General features: G+C 61.4%; 14 protein-coding genes. 8 read left to right on the top strand and 6 right to left on the bottom strand.

Features of this window, described 5'->3' with window-relative positions; all coding sequences use genetic code 11:
* Nucleotides 1-363 precede the first annotated feature (363 nt).
* The 4 genes from Aph01nite_RS01580 to Aph01nite_RS01595 all read left to right on the top strand — a co-directional run bounded on the left by Aph01nite_RS01580 (nt 364) and on the right by Aph01nite_RS01595 (nt 4,471).
* Nucleotides 364-1,401 (top strand): ABC-three component system protein, encoded by a 1,038-nt coding sequence (locus Aph01nite_RS01580; protein WP_204038876.1) that lies wholly within the window; start codon nt 364-366, stop codon nt 1,399-1,401.
* A complete protein-coding gene (locus tag Aph01nite_RS42405; protein WP_307836757.1) occupies nt 1,398-1,883 on the top strand; it encodes an ABC-three component system middle component 2 in 486 nt (161 codons plus the stop codon). The genes Aph01nite_RS01580 and Aph01nite_RS42405 overlap by 4 nt, the downstream gene beginning before the upstream one ends.
* Nucleotides 1,876-3,723, top strand: a complete 1,848-nt coding sequence (locus tag Aph01nite_RS01590) for an AAA family ATPase (RefSeq protein ID WP_204038878.1) — start codon at nt 1,876-1,878, stop codon at nt 3,721-3,723. Before Aph01nite_RS42405 ends, Aph01nite_RS01590 begins: the two co-directional genes overlap by 8 nt.
* Before the next feature lie 145 nt (nt 3,724-3,868).
* The gene (locus tag Aph01nite_RS01595; protein ID WP_204038879.1) at nt 3,869-4,471 is read left to right on the top strand and encodes a hypothetical protein; all 603 of its coding nucleotides are present in this window, start codon (nt 3,869-3,871) and stop codon (nt 4,469-4,471) included.
* 811 nt (nt 4,472-5,282) lie between these two features.
* Here the strand turns inward: Aph01nite_RS01595 and Aph01nite_RS42530 are convergent.
* The 3 genes from Aph01nite_RS42530 to Aph01nite_RS01610 all read right to left on the bottom strand — a co-directional run bounded on the left by Aph01nite_RS42530 (nt 5,283) and on the right by Aph01nite_RS01610 (nt 6,566).
* Entirely contained in the window at nt 5,283-5,516 is a 234-nt protein-coding gene (locus Aph01nite_RS42530) for a recombinase family protein (protein WP_204038880.1), read from the bottom strand.
* Nucleotides 5,513-5,752: a hypothetical protein gene (locus tag Aph01nite_RS01605; protein WP_204038881.1), complete on the bottom strand. Its 240-nt coding sequence runs from the start codon at nt 5,750-5,752 to the stop codon at nt 5,513-5,515. The genes Aph01nite_RS42530 and Aph01nite_RS01605 overlap by 4 nt, the downstream gene beginning before the upstream one ends.
* Nucleotides 5,753-5,894: 142 nt before the next feature.
* Nucleotides 5,895-6,566, bottom strand: a complete 672-nt coding sequence (locus Aph01nite_RS01610) for a hypothetical protein (protein ID WP_204038882.1) — start codon at nt 6,564-6,566, stop codon at nt 5,895-5,897.
* Nucleotides 6,567-7,451: 885 nt separating this feature from the next.
* Here Aph01nite_RS01610 and Aph01nite_RS01615 point away from each other — a divergent pair.
* Both Aph01nite_RS01615 and Aph01nite_RS01620 read left to right on the top strand, forming a co-directional pair.
* On the top strand, nt 7,452-7,772 hold the full coding sequence (locus Aph01nite_RS01615; protein WP_204038883.1) for a CU044_2847 family protein: 321 nt from the start codon (nt 7,452-7,454) through the stop codon (nt 7,770-7,772).
* Nucleotides 7,773-7,839: 67 nt separating this feature from the next.
* Nucleotides 7,840-11,166, top strand: a complete 3,327-nt coding sequence (locus tag Aph01nite_RS01620) for an nSTAND1 domain-containing NTPase (protein WP_204038884.1) — start codon at nt 7,840-7,842, stop codon at nt 11,164-11,166.
* Between the two features lie 1,053 nt (nt 11,167-12,219).
* Here the strand turns inward: Aph01nite_RS01620 and Aph01nite_RS01625 are convergent.
* Entirely contained in the window at nt 12,220-12,618 is a 399-nt protein-coding gene (locus Aph01nite_RS01625) for a winged helix-turn-helix transcriptional regulator (RefSeq protein ID WP_204038885.1), read from the bottom strand.
* A 104-nt stretch (nt 12,619-12,722) separates the two neighbouring features.
* Here Aph01nite_RS01625 and Aph01nite_RS01630 point away from each other — a divergent pair, with 104 nt between their 5' ends.
* Together Aph01nite_RS01630 and Aph01nite_RS01635 are read left to right on the top strand one after the other, a co-directional pair.
* Nucleotides 12,723-13,343, top strand: a complete 621-nt coding sequence (locus Aph01nite_RS01630) for an NAD(P)-dependent oxidoreductase (protein ID WP_204038886.1) — start codon at nt 12,723-12,725, stop codon at nt 13,341-13,343.
* Nucleotides 13,343-13,762, top strand: a complete 420-nt coding sequence (locus Aph01nite_RS01635) for a nitroreductase family deazaflavin-dependent oxidoreductase (RefSeq protein ID WP_204038887.1) — start codon at nt 13,343-13,345, stop codon at nt 13,760-13,762. Before Aph01nite_RS01630 ends, Aph01nite_RS01635 begins: the two co-directional genes overlap by 1 nt.
* 118 nt (nt 13,763-13,880) lie before the next feature.
* On the opposite strand, the gene Aph01nite_RS01640 is transcribed toward Aph01nite_RS01635, so the two are convergent.
* Both Aph01nite_RS01640 and Aph01nite_RS01645 read right to left on the bottom strand, forming a co-directional pair.
* Nucleotides 13,881-14,342 (bottom strand): PPOX class F420-dependent oxidoreductase, encoded by a 462-nt coding sequence (locus Aph01nite_RS01640; RefSeq protein WP_204038888.1) that lies wholly within the window; start codon nt 14,340-14,342, stop codon nt 13,881-13,883.
* A gap of 20 nt (nt 14,343-14,362) precedes the next feature.
* The gene (locus Aph01nite_RS01645; RefSeq protein WP_204038889.1) at nt 14,363-15,802 is read right to left on the bottom strand and encodes an AAA family ATPase; all 1,440 of its coding nucleotides are present in this window, start codon (nt 15,800-15,802) and stop codon (nt 14,363-14,365) included.
* Nucleotides 15,803-15,912: the final 110 nt, after the last annotated feature.

A 15,912-nucleotide genomic window follows, 5' to 3' on the forward strand; every position in this document is an offset into this window, starting at 1 on the left:
GTCTACTAGGACGTGTCTGAGAATTCGGCTTGGCGAAGCCAGGGCACTAAGGACGCGATGACGGCACCCGCGAGGTAGCCTCGGCGCAACGCCTAACCAGGCTCCTAGGCCCTGCACGCATTAACTGGCCAATCCACCCAAAAAGCCCATATCCGCCATTGCTATACCCCCCTGACAGACAGAAATCCGGGTCCGGCCACGCGTAAAATCAGGCCCTCGCCGAAACTTGCTGTAGGTGGCATACTTAACACTTTCTGCCGTATCGGTCACCACCACCATAGAAAAGGGACAGGCGTGCCACACCAAGCACCAGGAGACCCGCCAGTCCCTCTGTCAGACATACCCGCTCCGCCTCAGGGACAAGTGACTACGGTGGCGAATCTTGCTGGCGGCACTCCACCGACCCCGAGACAGAGAATCTTCTTCTACACACCTGACGTCTGGGAAGACTTCATCCTTGAGTGGGTAACAGGTCTGCGAGAAGACTACTTTCAAATCAAGCGTATCGGCGGATCAAACGATCGAGGTGCCGACGTCGCCGGCTTTTTGAGTCCGGATGGGTTTGAGGGGGAATGGGATTGCTTTCAATGTAAGCATTATGAAGAAGCGTTGATGCCCAGCGACGCTTACCCGGAGATCTTTAAGATTCTTAGGTCGGTTGTCGAAGGCCACTACACGATGCCCCGCAGGTACTATTTCCTTGCCCCACAAGGATGCGGACCAGGTCTTAAGCGAATGCTGAGCAAGCCTAGTGAGCTTCGTACGAAGTTCCTTGAAAAGTTTGAGGGAGACAAGCCGCTAGGGGCCGGACTTGATGGGAGTTTGGTCGATAAGGTTCGAGGCCTGGCCGAAACGATCGAGTACAATGTTTTTCGGTCAGTGGAAATACATGAGATTCTGGAAGTTCATAGTCGCACACCGTACTATGCCCATCGCTTCGGTGGCCCTCTACCAGCACGTCCAGTTGTCCAGACCCCTCCGGAGACGCCCGAGGAAGAAGAGACACGCTACATTGAGCACCTGCTCAATGTCTATGTCGAACACTTCAAAATGGAGATACAGGGCATCGAGTCTCTGATGTCACATCCGAAGGCTATGAAACACTTTAGTCGACAGCGCGAGGCCTTTTACAGCGCTGAAGCGCTGAGGGTTTTCGCGCGGGATAGCGTAATGCCCGGTACATTCGAGGAATTGCAAAACGAGGTATATGAGGGCGTCATTGAGACACAAGAACGCTCCTATCCAGACGGAATGGAACGACTAACGCGAGTCTTGGAGATGGCGACAGCGTTGAGTCTAACCTCGAATGCACTTATTTCGGTGTCCAACCCAAGAGACAAGCGGGGCATTTGCCATCAGCTGGCAAACTCAGATCGCCTCATCTGGTGTGACGAGCAATGATAAACCAACCTCTGAACGGCCCACTAGAGACAGGCATACGAGTACTGGCTATTCTAACTAGCGCATTCCCAGAAGCCTACGACATAAATGCTCTCGCGTTTTTTGATTACAGCCTGCTCCACTCTGAGGAGTTTGGAGGCCCGCAGAGTTTACATCCGGATGTTCCTAACCACACGAGCGAGATAGCTGTGAAACGCGAACTTCTGGAACTTGGGCTACAAGTCATGATTCGCGCGAGACTGGTTACCTTGCAGGTCAGTAGTAGCGGAATTGGTTATGCTGCGACAGATAATGCGCCCGGTTTCGTGGAACTTCTCGAGTCATCGTATATGCATCAATTGCGAAATCGTGCAGACTGGGTCATTGAGGCCTTTGGAAGTGTAAACCCTGCCGAGATTCGGGAGAAAATGTCGGCCCTGGGTCGCTGGCCGGAGTTGGTGGACCCATCACCAAGCCGCCGCATGGAGGCAACCGATGAGTAAATTGCGGCTTACACACCTCAGCTTTATCGGCAAGGGTGTCCCGGATGCAACGGTGGAGTTTGGGTCGGGCCTTACCGTGATATATGGCGCTTCTGACACAGGCAAATCGTATATCGTTGAAGCAATCGACTTCATGCTCGGCAGAAAAGCACTAAAATCCATCCCCGAAGCAGAGCCATACTCTACTATTCTGCTGAGTATGATTTTGCCCGATGATACTGCATTGACTCTAGAGCGATCAATACAGGGCGGTTCATTCCGCGCATATCGCGGCGAGTTCATGAGTGCGCCGAATACGGCACCAGATTTCACGCTGGCGGCGGCTCACGGGCAAGCAAGCTCTACGAAGGATAGCCTTTCAGGCTTCCTGCTGCGGCAAATCGGCCTGGATGGTCGTCAGATCCGGAAGAATAAGCGCAATGAAACCGTTCCCCTGAGCTTCCGAAATCTTTGCTTTTTGTGCATCATCGATGAGACCAAGATGCAAGCCGCTACACCGCCAGCGCTCTCGGGTCAATACACGACGGCAACAGCAGAGATCTCGACGCTTAAACTGCTCTTGCAGGGCGACGATGATAGTGCGATTGCCCAGGACGCGGGTGCAGTCGAACGACGGAAGATTGGTAGAGGTAAAGCAGAGGTCCTCGAAGTAGTGATCAGGGATCTTAAGGAGACCCTACTCTCCGCCGACGGCCCTCTTGAGCTTAATGAGCAGTTGTCCCGCCTCAACAATTCCATCCAGGAGCATACCTCAGCAATAGATTCGATTCTCGACTCACGAACCGGCGTCGCCTCCGAGCATGCCTCGGCAGTGCGTGTTTACAGCAACCACCAGGCGCGACTTGAAGAGGTCAGCGAGCTTATTTCTCGCTTCTCGCTCCTACTCGCCAAATACGATTCAGATTTGGACCGGCTAGAAATGGTTCGGGAAGCAGGAAGTCTGCTTGGCTATTTCCGGCCAGGTGTATGCGTATTTTGTGGTGCAGAAGTAGAGCACCAAGCGGCGGATGTTCACAGCGCAGAGGAGATTTCTGCATTCGGGGAGTCGGTTCTTGTGGAGATTCAAAAGACCAGCATGCTCCGTGAGGATCTGCTCAGCACCCTCTCCGATCTCCAAACGCAAGAACAGCGCTTGCGGTCGAGCATTCTCGGCTCCACAGCTACAATCCAGCAGCTGCGACAGCAGATCAATGCTTTCGACGAAGAACTTCAGCCTCAGAGGGTGGCAATACAGGACCTTGTGAACGTAAGGTCGGACATCGAGAGCAAGCTGGCAACTTATGCTCAAATAGAGAAACTAGAGGCACTACGGGCAACTGTCCAACCCGAAGATCCAGAGAATCTGCCAACCCCTACTGGCCTTAACGAAAAAGTACTGATAGAGCTTGCCGCGTCAATTAAGGAAGTACTCCATCAGTGGTCGGTGCCAATTGCGGACTCCGTTACATATAGCAAAAGCGCTAATGATCTCTTCGTCGGCGATCAAGCCCGAGGTTCGCGAGGAAAAGGCGTGCGATCCATTCTTCATGCCGCCTTTACGCTCGGGTTGGCCCAATACTGTTTCGATCGCGATCTGGAACATCCCGGATTCGTCGTCCTCGATTCTCCCCTTATTACATATCGGGAACCAGAGCCCGGGGTAAGCGAAGGACCTTCGGAAGAGGAATTTGCGAGCGTTGCAGACGCTTTTTATTTCTATATAGATTTCCAGTTTGATGGTCAGTGTATTGTCGTCGAGAACACCGACCCTCCAGCAAACTTGTCCGACGAGGTGAAACTTGTTCACTTCACTAAGCGCCGCGATTTCGGCCGTTATGGGTTCTTTCCGGTTCCCGTTTGATACTGCACGCCGTAGAGGGCTTCTCGCCCTGCCTGAAAGACGACAGTGGCGAGCCGGTGGCGTGTGATCATGTGAGGCAGTGTTGCTGTACAGCAAACCGCGACCCCTTCGATGCGAACTGTAGGCGACGGGAAGACTGGTGGTTATGACTGCTGAGACCTGGTCGGCGATAGCCGCGTTCATCGCCTTAAGCGGGAGCTTTCTCGCCTGGAAGGCCGCGGCGAAGTCCGCCGACGCAGCATCGCGACTTACGGAGATTGAGCGGCGTCGGTGGCATCACGAGATGACGCCCCAACTCAGAGCCGCCGTGGTGGCTCCGAAGGTGTGGGACAATGCTGAATTACGTCTACTGCTGCTTGGCCCGACGGCCCTGCATGAGGTGACGCTGACGGTGTCGATTCGGGATGACTGGCCGGATCGCAAATCGACGCTGGCAGGCGGGCCCACCGCCGACGAGATCGCTGCCACAATCTGGGGGCCGTACCGGTTCAACAGGGCTATCGACGGAGGAAGCGAGGACGGGCGGTCCGTTGAGACCTTTCGTCTTACTATGGGGGACTACAAGCCCATTGCACTGATCAGGTCGGCATGGCCTCGCTGGACGAACCAAGACCACTGGCGCACCAAGTACGCGGACGCCCCCGTACGGATCGCCGTCACGTGCGAGCATCCCGATTACGAGCCCTGGACGGTCCACCTTGAGGTTCCGGTGGACATCGACGAGCAGGCGTTCTTCAAGCCGAAGTAGCAACCTCCGGTTCCTCAGGCCGGAAGTCGGGCCACCCACCGTCCGACGATGAGGAAGCCTCATGTTCGAAAGGCGCGCATGAGCTACTCCGTTAATTGGCGGACCGGAGTGCTCGTAGTCGGCGCACTCTCGGTGTAGTCGTTGGACCTCGGACAGGAGGATCATCAGTAGAGCGATGACATCTCGTCTTGCGCCTAGATGGCCGACCTGCAAGACGGAGTGCCGTACCGCCTCCAGTGCTCGGACCCGGCGGCCCTGCGCTCGTGTCGGCTTTTCCAGCGGATGATGGGCGACCCGCTGGATTGGGTAGTCCGGCGACACGGGATATGTGCGGGATGCTCTTCTCTGTGTAGATACCTGGGTACGGTCTAGCCGCAGGTGAGAGGTCGAATCGGCATAGATTCCATACTGGTCTTGAAAACCGCCACGCATGAAGCGAGGTGGCTGTGGTCGTGACGATCGCTCACTCCGGTGTCGCCGTACAGAGTCAGGGTGATCGGAGCACTGATCTTCGTTCCTCAGCCCCAGCCCATCGGATTCCGGGGGAAGCGCCGATTGCGGCTTAATCACGCGTTCTCCCTGTGTCCTCCGGTTAGCTATCGGTCCCCCTCTTACCCGCTCGTTGCGCGGGGCCATCACGAACAGGCTCAAGGTCGGGAGGCTGCGTCCGAGGAGAGGCAAGAGCGGCGGTAACCGCACCAGGGCTAAGGCGCAGGCGGTGAGCGGTGTCCGCATACGTTGCTCTGTCACGGCAGTCCAAGCGCCCCTGCCCTCGACACGAGAGTAGGGGCGCTTCGACGGACGGGTCGCCTTAGCTTGGTGACTCCCGTAGTCGGTTCAGCAGTTCGGTGGCGTCTCGCGTCCTGAGCAGTCGCCAGACGTGTGCGCGCGTCCAGTGGCAGGTTCCCATGGGTGTGGAGACTCCCGCCTGGTTGAGCTCATCGGCGATGGCCTGATCTCCCATGCCGGCTATCTGCATGCGGACGACCTTCTCCCTTGCCTCGGGCGAGATGCAAGCAGGGCGGCCCCTGCGGTGGCCGCTCATGTCTGGCTCCTAAAGAGCCCGATGATGGCCCTGACGATGTCGACGAGGAACTTCAACATCGCCCGTAGGATCTTCTCGGCGCGTTTGCACCGCTCGATGTCGGTGCTCAACACGGCCACACAGCCGAGGAAGATGACGAAAAGCACGACCAGCACGAGAACGCTGGACAGGACGCTAACGAAAATGTTGGCCGAGGCAGATGGCTCGGCTGGCAGCCCTGCGATGTGCAGGACCACGGAATGGGTGTATGGCACCCTTGACTCCCGGGTGAACGCGGGAGCGCGCATGCGCAACCCGCAGGCGAACTGGTCACGGCTGGCTGCGGGAATGCGAACACCCCCAGGCCAAACAAGAAGCTCCGGTTCGACCTGCAGGGGATTATCGGGTGCTGGCGTGGTGTGTGTAGTGCACAGCGAGCTCGCCGAAGGAAGGTGCGATGCGCGGTGCCTCGCTGTCGTAGCCCTGTGGAACAACGGCGGTCCGTGACCGCCGGATCTTGTCGATCCCAATCAGGAAGGGGATCGGCAAAGTCCGGGAGGCGAGTTCAATGAGGACGTCTGCCAACCACCGGGGCAGCTTCCGCCGTCCGCGTCCTCCGGACTTGTCTGAACTCGCTGCTGCGCGGCAGACGTTGAGGGCCTTGCGCCACGCATCGCGGTCAGAGCGCCTGGCGCCGTCCGCGGTCAGGAACCCCTTCGCCTGTATAAAAGCCTTACGTCCGTCACCAAAGGTGACGACGAGGTCGAAGCCGGAGTCGCCATGGCAGGCCAGATCGACGAGGGGAGTCCTCTTGCTCCACGATCCGCGTAGGGCCTCGCGGAATGCCTCGAACTGCGGATCAAGGGGCCTAAGGCGAAGTTCCAGCATGGACCGCTGGAGCTCCACATAGCGGAGCATAACGGTCTGCGCCATCTCGTCCGCGGCGTCGGCTGTCGAGTACACGATAGGGAGGTCTGGCTCGCCGTCTTGCTTCTCACCCCAGCCCGGGGGAGGGTGGCCCTCACCTCCGGTGGCCCAATCCTCCCAATCGCGCGATGTCGGAGTCAGCATGTTCACCTCCTAGGTGCTGACGTTGAGGGAACGGTACACCTCGGTTCATGGGCGTACGGTTATTCTCAGACCGTCCGACCTCGGCCGCCGCGAAGGGCATCACGGACGGTATCGTCCCCGGCGAACGTGGGGCATCTGCGGGGTGATCATCCTTCTCCCTCCGCCATCATGGTGAATTTGAGCAGCTCAGAGGAACAGGGCGTAGCTCACGCTCTCCTAAGCGCGGGTGTTGGTTGGCCAGGGCCGTGACGATCGCGCACTTCGGTACCCGCCGTTCGGGGTTGGGGCGATCGAGGCCAAGCCCTTCCTTCGTCAGGACTTGGCACCGGTGATCATGGCTGAGGTGGCAGCCTCCAACGGGGCAAACACCATGCGGTCGATCTTGCCAACGCCGTTGCTAACAACGTTCGTGGACGCTGGTGTACGTTCACGAACGTTGATCAGGCCGGAGGGCCCACTGAACAGGCACGTCTGACGGCGGTAGACACCGGTGGATGCTGTCGAGTTGGCTTGTAAACAGAAGGTCTGGGGTTCGATTCCCCAAGGCGGCTCACATGCGAAATCCTCAGACCAGGTCAGATATGGCCAGGGACTCTAGATTTGTCCGGGCAATGTTCCCGATCTTGCTAACAGGCCCTCACGCCACCTTGATCGCGTTGGCGAAGATGTCGGCCCCGTCTGTTCGCTGATCAGGTGAGGCGTACACCCGGAGCGTGATAGCGGGATCGGAGTGGCCGAGGCGGGCCGTGACGAGGTAGACAGGGACACATCCTTGCCTCTTGATTGCATTAGCGCGGACAATGCCATCTAGGCCCGTCTTGCGCCCATAGGCTGCTCGGGCGCTGATCAAGGCTTGGCTGGTATGGACTGTTTTGGGAGTCAAATATGGATCGACTGTTGGCCGTGCCTGTTGAGGTCTGCAGCGAAGACGTTATCGTTTTCGAGGTCGATCGCGATTTGATGGGCCAGGATCTCGACCTCGCCGCTGGGGATGGAACTATTGCACGAGCTCGCAATTCTCTCGATAAAGCACTTCACAGCATCAAGCCCGCTCTCGCCCAAATCATCGACACTCTCCGTGAAGCGGCGCCCAATGAAATCGAAATAGAATTCGGTTTAAAGGTTAGTGGCGAGTCGACAATCGTGATTGCCAAGGGGACCACGGAAGTAAATTTTGCGATCCGGGTACTGTGGAAGCGTTCTTAGGGTGATGGCGACTATATCGCGGCACGGATTTTTGGTCCGCATCCGACGCTCTGGAAGTGAAGACACCGTGGGTGTCGGTCTCGTGGTGGGCGATCGCGAAATTCTGACGTGTGCACATGTTATCAATGCGGCGATGGGGCGAGACAAGATCACCAGCGATCGCCCGGCACAGAGCGTGCGGATCCAGATTGATTTCCCGCTTCTAGGTGATGTCGATGGTGCGCCTCTAAGGAACTGCAAGGTTGTTGCATGGAGCCCGCCGGCGGCGACTGATTGCGCTGGCCGCGATATCGCCGGACTCGTTCTCGTGGGAGGAGACACCTTGCCTTACGGTGCCGGCCCGGCCCGGCTGGTAAACCGCAAAGAGCCGCCCAAAGGCGAGATAAGCATGTTCGGGTATCCAAGCTCCCCTTCCCGGGCCAACGGAGCATGGACCACGTGCAGAATTCGTGGTGCGGTCACCGGGGGGCTGCTTCAACTCGATGCGGCCAGCGAGTCCGCCCTGAGGGCTCAACCAGGATACAGCGGTAGCCCCGTGATCACGGAGGACGAATGGGGGGACGTGGTCGTCGGCATGTTGGTCATCGCATCTCGCGATGGTTTGGTGGGCGATGCCTATGCGATCCCTATGGCACATATTGCAGAATCATGGCCAGAGGTTCTCGCTGGTAGTTCCATTCCACCTTGCCCGTATCGCGGACTACGTACATTCACGGCCGCTGACGCTCGAGCCGGGCTTTTCGTTGGGCGGGAAGACGAAATAACCAGGCTCAGGTCCATGGTCAAAATCAATCCACTGATCCTTGTGGTCGGGCCTTCCGGTGTCGGCAAATCATCCCTGGTAGCTGCCGGTCTAGAGCCTGCTCTCCGCGCCGAGGGTTGGCGGGTGACCTCGTTCCGGCCCGGTCGATCGCCATTCGATGCCGCTGCGTATGCACTGCTGAGTCTAGCGCAACCAGAAAAGACGCCTTCTCTGGAGGACCTTAATGCCTGCGCTACCCAAGTACGCCAGTACGGTCTAACGCATGTCACCGAGAAAATGACCCTTCTGGTAGGCGGACCGGTCGCGATCATCTGCGATCAGATGGAAGAGCTTTTTACTTCCGAGCAAAGCAATAGTGAAGGTCTAGAATTCCTGCAGAAATTACTTCCTCCTGTCGGGAGTGAATCAGTCTCGCGTGCCGTCCGACTCGTTTGTACGCTCAGGGCCGACTTCCTTCCAATGATTCTCGAACTACCTGGAATGGGATTGCGGCTGCAGGATCGGCAGCTGAACATCTCTCCATTGGATGAACGGGCTCTGACCCGGGTAATTGTCGAGCCTTCCACTACCGAAGGCGTGATGTACTCACCGCAACTCGTGGAGCTTATCGCTGCAGAAGCCAGCCGGAGTAGAGGCGGACTACCACTCCTTGAATTCACTCTGACCCAGCTGTGGCCGATGCAGATCAAGCGCAGGTTGACATTTGATCACTACTATGCTCTCGGTGGTGTCGCCGGTGCTCTGAATCGACATGCGGAAAATGTCTACCATGAACTGTGCGCAGAATTCGATGAAGGGAGCATCCGGAGGGTCCTGCTGGCAATGGTGCGCGCCAGAGGCGGGGCAGCGAGTGCGGTCCGAGTGGTCGCGCAGCGTGAGCATTTAGGCGATGGCTGGAAGATAGCCGAAGCGCTTGCCAGTTCAACTAACCGTTTAGTGGTGCTCGCACCCGAAGGGCCGGACACAGCAGAAATTGCTCACGAAGCATTGATCCGCGAATGGAAGCGCCTGCGGGACTGGGCCGATACGGATGCGGAGTTCCAGCGCTGGCTGACGGTAATGGATGAGCGTTCTGCGGAGAGTGATTTACTCTCGGACGTCAGGGTCGCCGAAGCGCAACGTTGGCTGGTCGAGCGGTCGGACGATATTCCGTCCGGAATCGTATCCTTCGTCGAACTCAGCCAAAAAGATATCAAGCTCAAGATCGAAGCCTTGAAGGCTCAAGATGAGCTGCGCAGATCCAACGCCGAGCTCGAGGAGAAGGCGGCGCTGCTGGCCAGGCAGAACCGTGCGATTGAGATCCAGAACTTCCAGATCGAACAGGCCAGAAAGACCCTGGAGGAGCGGGCCGAGCAGTTGGCCGTCTCCTCCCGCTACAAGTCCGAGTTCCTTGCCAACACATCTCACGAGCTGCGTACACCCCTCAGTAGCATGCTCGTGCTGGCCAAGCTCCTCACCGAGAATGCCGAGGGCAACCTCACCTCCCAGCAGGTGGAGTTCGCGCGCACGATCCACGGCGCGGGCTCGGCGTTGCTCCAGCTGATCAACAACATCCTGGATGTATCCAAGGTCGAGGCGGGCCGTATGGACATCCATCCGAGCCAACTCTCGGTGCCCAAGCTCGTCAGCTACGTCGAGTCCGCTTTTGCCCCGCTGGCCCAGGACAAAGGGCTGGCCTTCATCGTTGAGCTCGACCCAGGCGTCCCGCAGAACCTACGCACCGATGAGCAGCGCCTGCAGCAGGTGCTGGGCAACCTGCTCTCCAACGCGGTCAAGTTCACCCCCAAGGGCGAGGTACGGCTGCGCGTCGCGCCCGCGCCGATGAGCATCGAGTACAGCGACGCGGCGTTGCGCGAGGCAGGCGATCTGATCGCCTTCCAGATCACTGACAGTGGCATCGGCATCCCGCCAGACAAGCTCGAGGTCATATTCGAGGCATTCAGGCAGGTGGACGGCACCACCAGCCGCAAGCACGGCGGCACCGGTCTCGGCCTCTCGATCTGCCGCGACATCGCCCGGTTGCTCGGCGGCGAGATCCACGTCGATAGCGAGCTCGGCAAGGGGAGCACGTTCACCCTCTACCTACCGCCCGTCTATTCAGGCCCGCTGGCCGCGAGCGACGGTGGTGTGGTTCGCCGTCCGGTCACAACGAACCCAGTCAAGGCGCCGGTCGCCGACCTGCCCGTCTGGGGCCAGAAGTGGCAGGGCGAGGACCCGCTGGTTGGCGTCAAGATTCTGATCATCGACGACGACATTCGGAATGTGTTCGCGCTGACCAGCGTGCTGGAGCGGTACGGCTCGACGATCGTCTACGCCGAGAACGGCAGTGAGGGTATCGAGCAGCTCGAACGCAACGAGGACGTCGCCCTGGTCCTGATGGACATCATGATGCCCGAGATGGATGGCTGGGCGACGACCTCGACCATCCGCCGGATGCCGCAGTTCGCGGATCTGCCGATCGTCGCGTTGACCGCTAAGGTCATGCGAGGCGATCGCGAGAAGAGCATCGCCTCCGGCGCCTCCGACTATGTGGCCAAGCCATTCGATGTAGACCGGCTGCTGGAGCGACTGCGCGGCTGGCTCAGCCGTGGCCGGGGAACCGCAGCCGACTCATCAGCTGAAGGGGCGTAGTCGATGCCTGGCTAAGCGAAGATACCTCGGTCGGTGACTACGGGGACATCAGGCTGCCGCGCCGCTTCCGGTGCTCGGACCTGGCGGCCTTGTGCTCCGTCAGCTTGCTACCAGATGGCTCGTGGCTGCGGTGGATCCTTCTCCAGGCTGAGTGTCTGGCCAGAGCACCGCGCGTCCTGGCCAAGCGGTACGCGGCCGGTGGGCCGCGCTTGACCCTCGCCCATCCGGGGCTGGGTCGGCAGCTACGAGGAGGACGAAGACGATTGGGAGCGCGTGGAATATCCGCGAAATGATCAGCTCTAAGAGTGTCGAAAGCCCCTCGCGTTCACCGCTGGTCAGGCCGTCACGCTTGCCGGCGTCGCCCTCGGCCTGGCGGACCCATTCCCGCACAGCGGGTCTCGGTCAGATCGAAGCCCTTGGCCACCTGCCCGGCCGAGCGGTCACCCCGCCTGCACAGCTCGACGATCTCGTATTTGAATTCCGCGGTGAACGAGCGGCGTGGACGTCTCTTCTTGCCCATGCTGTCCAACATGGACACCTTTCCGGGGGCGAACCCCTGATCTCAGGTGTCCGTCAAACCGGATCAAGCCCACCGGAACAAGTGGAAATCATCAGTATCGACAAGCTCAAGATCCGGGATATTGCTCCAGTCAGGTCATAGGAGTCGAGCCGTTTCTTGGCGTAGGCGGGCGGGCTTGTGGCGGACGCGCCAGTGGTAAGCCATATCGCTCGCGGTGACGCTGTGAGAGCCCTTCTTAGGAAGTGCCACCGAGCACCTCCTGATCATGGTCTGTTCCGTGACTGTTCCGTGGGAGCGCCGAAACCGACGGCAACCGATGGAAGGTCCTGAAAAGCCTATGCCCTGGTCAACGGCTAGCTTCGTGGGCTATTGCAGGTAGCCCATGAGCGCATCGAAGAACACCCAAATCTACGAGGGAACCAACCAGATCCAGCGCATGGTGATGGCCCGCCAGCTCCTCAAGTAGCCCTGGCATGCCGAAACCCCGCCAACCGAGGTTCGATGGCGGGGTTTCTTCTGTCCGGTTCGGCATTTTAAACGATCACTGTTCGGTCCCTGTCGTGTTGGGTGACGTTGTCGTACGACTCGCGGGCGTCGAGTAGTTCGTCCCAGTGTTCCTCCGCCCAGGCGCAGGCGACCGCCATCGGTTTGAGCATGCTGCGGCCGAGCGGGGTCAGTTCGTACTCGACATGCGGGGTGGTCCCGGCGTAGACGGTGCGTTTGACCAGACCGTCCCGCTCGAGGGATCGCAGCGACTGGGTGAGGACCTTGGGAGTGACGCGTTTCAGGGGTACGCGTAGCTCGGTGAACCGGCGTGGCCCGTGTTCGAGGCAGCGGATGATGAGCGCCGCCCACTTGTCGCCGAATCGGATCGGATTGAGCGAGGACGGACACAGCTCGTCGAACATGTCGTCGGGCAGGGGTTCCCTCATGGCCTCACGGTAGCCGGTATCCCGGTGGTAACCGTGGCCCCGGATAGCGTCCTGGAATCGGCCGGGCGTTTGGGCTCCGGCGCTGGTGGAGGGGCGGTTTCGTCATGAACATCGTGGTGTTCGGCGCGGGCGGCCGGGCGGGGCGGCAGGCGGTCGCGGAGGCGCGTCGGCGCGGTCACGCGGTCACCGCCGTGGTGCGTGACCCCGCAGGCCACAGTGACTTGAGCGACGTGCGGGTGGCGGGCGATGTCACGGACCCGGTGAGCATCGAGCACGCGGCTGCCGGGCATGACGCCGCCATCAGTGCTGCCGTGGACCTGTCCAGGCCACCGCACGACTTCTTCACCTCGTCGGCCCGCGCCCTGGCCACCGGTCTGGCGAAGGCGGGCGTGCCCCGCCTGGTGGTGGTCGGGCTCGCGTCGATCATGCCGGGGGCATCCGGTGCTCCTCTGATGGACGAGCCCGGCTACCCCAACGAGTACCGCGCCTTCTATCTGGGCCATGCGGCGGGGCTCGACGTGCTTCGGGACTGCGACCTCGACTGGGCCTATGTCGCGCCGGCGGGCGACTTCAGCCGAGACGGCACGCGCACCGGCCGGTATCAGATCGCCGAGCATGGCGACCCGGCCAGCCGGATCACCTATGCGGACTTCGCGGTCGCGCTGGTCGACGAAATCGAGGCTCCCCGCCACCGCCGCACCGCCGCCAGCGTCCGGGAGGCGTGATGCCCGAGGTCCACGACAACCCGAACCCCTGGATTGCCGAACATATCCGTCGTTTCGAGGAGACCGGCGGTCGGCCACGGCCGGGTGTGAACGACCTGCTGCTGACGACCCGGGGGCGAAAAAGCGGCGAGCTGCGCCGCACTGCACTGGTCTACGGACGTGACGGCGGCCGTTACGTCCTGGCGGCCTCCAACCGCGGAGCGGATCATCACCCTGCCTGGTACCTGAACCTGCTCACCGACCCGCATGTCACCGTGCAGGTCGGTACGGAGACCTTCACCGCCCGAGCACGCCCCGCCACGGCGGCAGAGCGTCCACATCTGTGGCACCTGATCGTGTCGGCCATGCCGCAGTACGCGGCCTACCAGGAGCAAACCACTCGCGAGATCCCCGTGGTTCTCCTGGAACGCAATAGGTGAATAGGCGGCGGGACGGTCCCGAGTAGCGGATCGATCATGGCTGGCCGACGGCGTGCAACAGTCCTGGGCGGGCGTGGACAGCGATGGACGAGTCTCCGGTCCAGGCGGCGCGCCGATTTCAGGCGAGGCGCGCCGGGAAACCACCCGTCGCGACCGGGCCCCAGCGGGTGGGGGTGACGCGTACCAGGGATTTGCCCTGGCGGGCCATGGCCGTCCGGTATTCGTCCCAGTCGGGATGTTCGCCCGAGATCGAGCGGAAGTAGTCCACGAGGGGTTCGAGCGCCTCGGGCAGGTCGAGCACTTCGGCGGTGCCGTCCACCTGGACCCATGGGCCGTCGAAGTCGTCGGACAGCACGATGACGCTGACCTGCTCGTCGCGCCGGGCGTTGCGGGTCTTGGCCCGCTCGGGGTAGGTCGAGATCACGATCCTGCCCTCGGCGTCGACGCCGCACGTCACCGGCGACGCCTGCGGCCGTCCGTCACGTCGCGCCGTGATGAGGATCGCCCGGTGCCGTTCCCGCAGGAAGTCGAGCAGCTGGTCACGGGTGACGGTGTCGGACGTGGCGATCTTCCGGCTCATACGGCAACTCTAGGCGGCGATCACCGCTCGTCGAAATCGGCGAAGGGCATGCCGTGCTCCTCGGCTTGGTGCACGCGTTCGCCGGAACCGAGCAGGGACCTGGTCAGCGCTTCCCGCTCGCCCAGCATGTCCGTCAGAGCCTGGCTCAAGTGTTCGCCGGTCAGGACGGGTGACGGGTCCTCGTCGCGGAGCGCGGTCAGGACCGTACGGCGGAGGAGTTCCTTGAAGAACGACGCGGTGGCGCCGGCCGTCTTGGCGACGACCGGGTCGAGGTCGGCTTCCAGCCGCAGGTCACGGGCGTACAGGCGGAGGAGCGCGGTACGGCCGACGGCGTCCGGCTTGGGGATCTCCACGGCGAGGTCCACGCGTCCCGGGCGGTCGACCAGGGCGTGTTCGAGCACGTCTGCCCGGTTGGTGGTGAGGACGAAGGTGACGTCGGCGTCGGCGCCCACGCCGTCCATCGCGTCGAGGAGGGCGAACAGCAGCGGGTTGCCGTCGTCGGTGTGCGAGCGGTCGCGGGCGACCAGGTCCACGTCCTCCAGGATGATGATCGCGGGCTGGAGCCGCCGGGCCAGGCCGGCGGCCTGGGTGACGTACCGGATGGCGGTGCCGGTCATGACGATCACCGTGCACTCGCTCATGCGGCCCATGAGGTAGCGGACGGTGTGCGTCTTGCCGGTGCCGGGCGGCCCGTGGAGCAGCAGGCCCCGCTTGAGGTGCTGGCCGTGCTCCCGCAGCCGTACGGCATGCTCGGCGATCCCCACGATGTGCCGTTCGATGGTCGCCAGCACCCCGCCCGGCAGGATGACCTCGTCGGCGGCGAGGCTGGGGCGGGGCAGGAACGTCACCAGGTCGTTGCCGCGGTGCTCGCTCCACGCGAACGACAGGACCTGCCCCCGGTAGATGTCGTGCTCGCGCATCAGCCGTTCGATCGCGTCGCGGGTGCCGGTGGCGCTGCGCCGGTCCGGGGCGAGGACGACGATCCGGCACTGCGGGGCCGAGTGCTCCTGCGCGCCGCGCAGCCCGACCACCACCGGGACTCCTTCGGGGGAGCGGGTCAGGATCAGGCCGAGCGAGATGACCTCGGTGGTCTCGTCGGGCCCGACGGCGGCGGTGGCGTAGTCGACGGCGCCGGGTTCGAAGCGCTCCCAGTTCCGCTCGGCGCTGGCCAGCATGTTGACGATGTCGTTGTGCTCGCGGCCGTGCCCGGCGATCCCGAACCACTCGGCGTCCGGGGTGTGCGCCGCCAGGTACGCGTCCAGGCCGCGCTGCAGGTTGACGTGCTCCCAGGTGGGGAACCTCTCGACGACGTTGACGACGTCCTTGAGCGAGCACCCGAGATGCCCGGTGACCCGCGCCACCAGTTCGGGGGTCGGCCGCGCCTCGTCCAGCTGGTGGTGGGCGTCCTTGAGGAGCTCGCTGAGAGCCCGCGTCAGCTCCTTGGCGTCCTTGAGGTCCATACGCCCCACACTGGCAGAGCTCACCCTGATTCGTGAGGGATTGCCCGTCAGGCGGTCGCATGATCGTGGGAGTGCCAGTCGGACGAGTGTGAGCTCAGGTAGACTTGAGG

Origin of the sequence: Acrocarpospora phusangensis, assembly GCF_016862995.1 — a bacterium.
GTDB classification, from domain to species: Bacteria; Actinomycetota; Actinomycetes; order Streptosporangiales; family Streptosporangiaceae; genus Acrocarpospora; species Acrocarpospora phusangensis.

What these genes read in the sequence shown, in the direction of transcription:
- Aph01nite_RS01615 (WP_204038883.1), top strand. Translation starts at nt 7,452, where the DNA reads ATGGATCGACTGTTGGCCGTGCCTGTTGAGGTCTGCAGCGAAGACGTT.
- Aph01nite_RS01595 (WP_204038879.1), top strand. Translation starts at nt 3,869, where the DNA reads ATGACTGCTGAGACCTGGTCGGCGATAGCCGCGTTCATCGCCTTAAGC.
- Aph01nite_RS01645 (WP_204038889.1), bottom strand. Translation starts at nt 15,802, where the DNA reads ATGGACCTCAAGGACGCCAAGGAGCTGACGCGGGCTCTCAGCGAGCTC.
- Aph01nite_RS01610 (WP_204038882.1), bottom strand. Translation starts at nt 6,566, where the DNA reads ATGCTGACTCCGACATCGCGCGATTGGGAGGATTGGGCCACCGGAGGT.
- Aph01nite_RS01635 (WP_204038887.1), top strand. Translation starts at nt 13,343, where the DNA reads ATGCCCGAGGTCCACGACAACCCGAACCCCTGGATTGCCGAACATATC.
- Aph01nite_RS01625 (WP_204038885.1), bottom strand. Translation starts at nt 12,618, where the DNA reads ATGAGGGAACCCCTGCCCGACGACATGTTCGACGAGCTGTGTCCGTCC.
- Aph01nite_RS01590 (WP_204038878.1), top strand. Translation starts at nt 1,876, where the DNA reads ATGAGTAAATTGCGGCTTACACACCTCAGCTTTATCGGCAAGGGTGTC.
- Aph01nite_RS01630 (WP_204038886.1), top strand. Translation starts at nt 12,723, where the DNA reads ATGAACATCGTGGTGTTCGGCGCGGGCGGCCGGGCGGGGCGGCAGGCG.
- Aph01nite_RS42530 (WP_204038880.1), bottom strand. Translation starts at nt 5,516, where the DNA reads ATGAGCGGCCACCGCAGGGGCCGCCCTGCTTGCATCTCGCCCGAGGCA.
- Aph01nite_RS42405 (WP_307836757.1), top strand. Translation starts at nt 1,398, where the DNA reads ATGATAAACCAACCTCTGAACGGCCCACTAGAGACAGGCATACGAGTA.
- Aph01nite_RS01640 (WP_204038888.1), bottom strand. Translation starts at nt 14,342, where the DNA reads ATGAGCCGGAAGATCGCCACGTCCGACACCGTCACCCGTGACCAGCTG.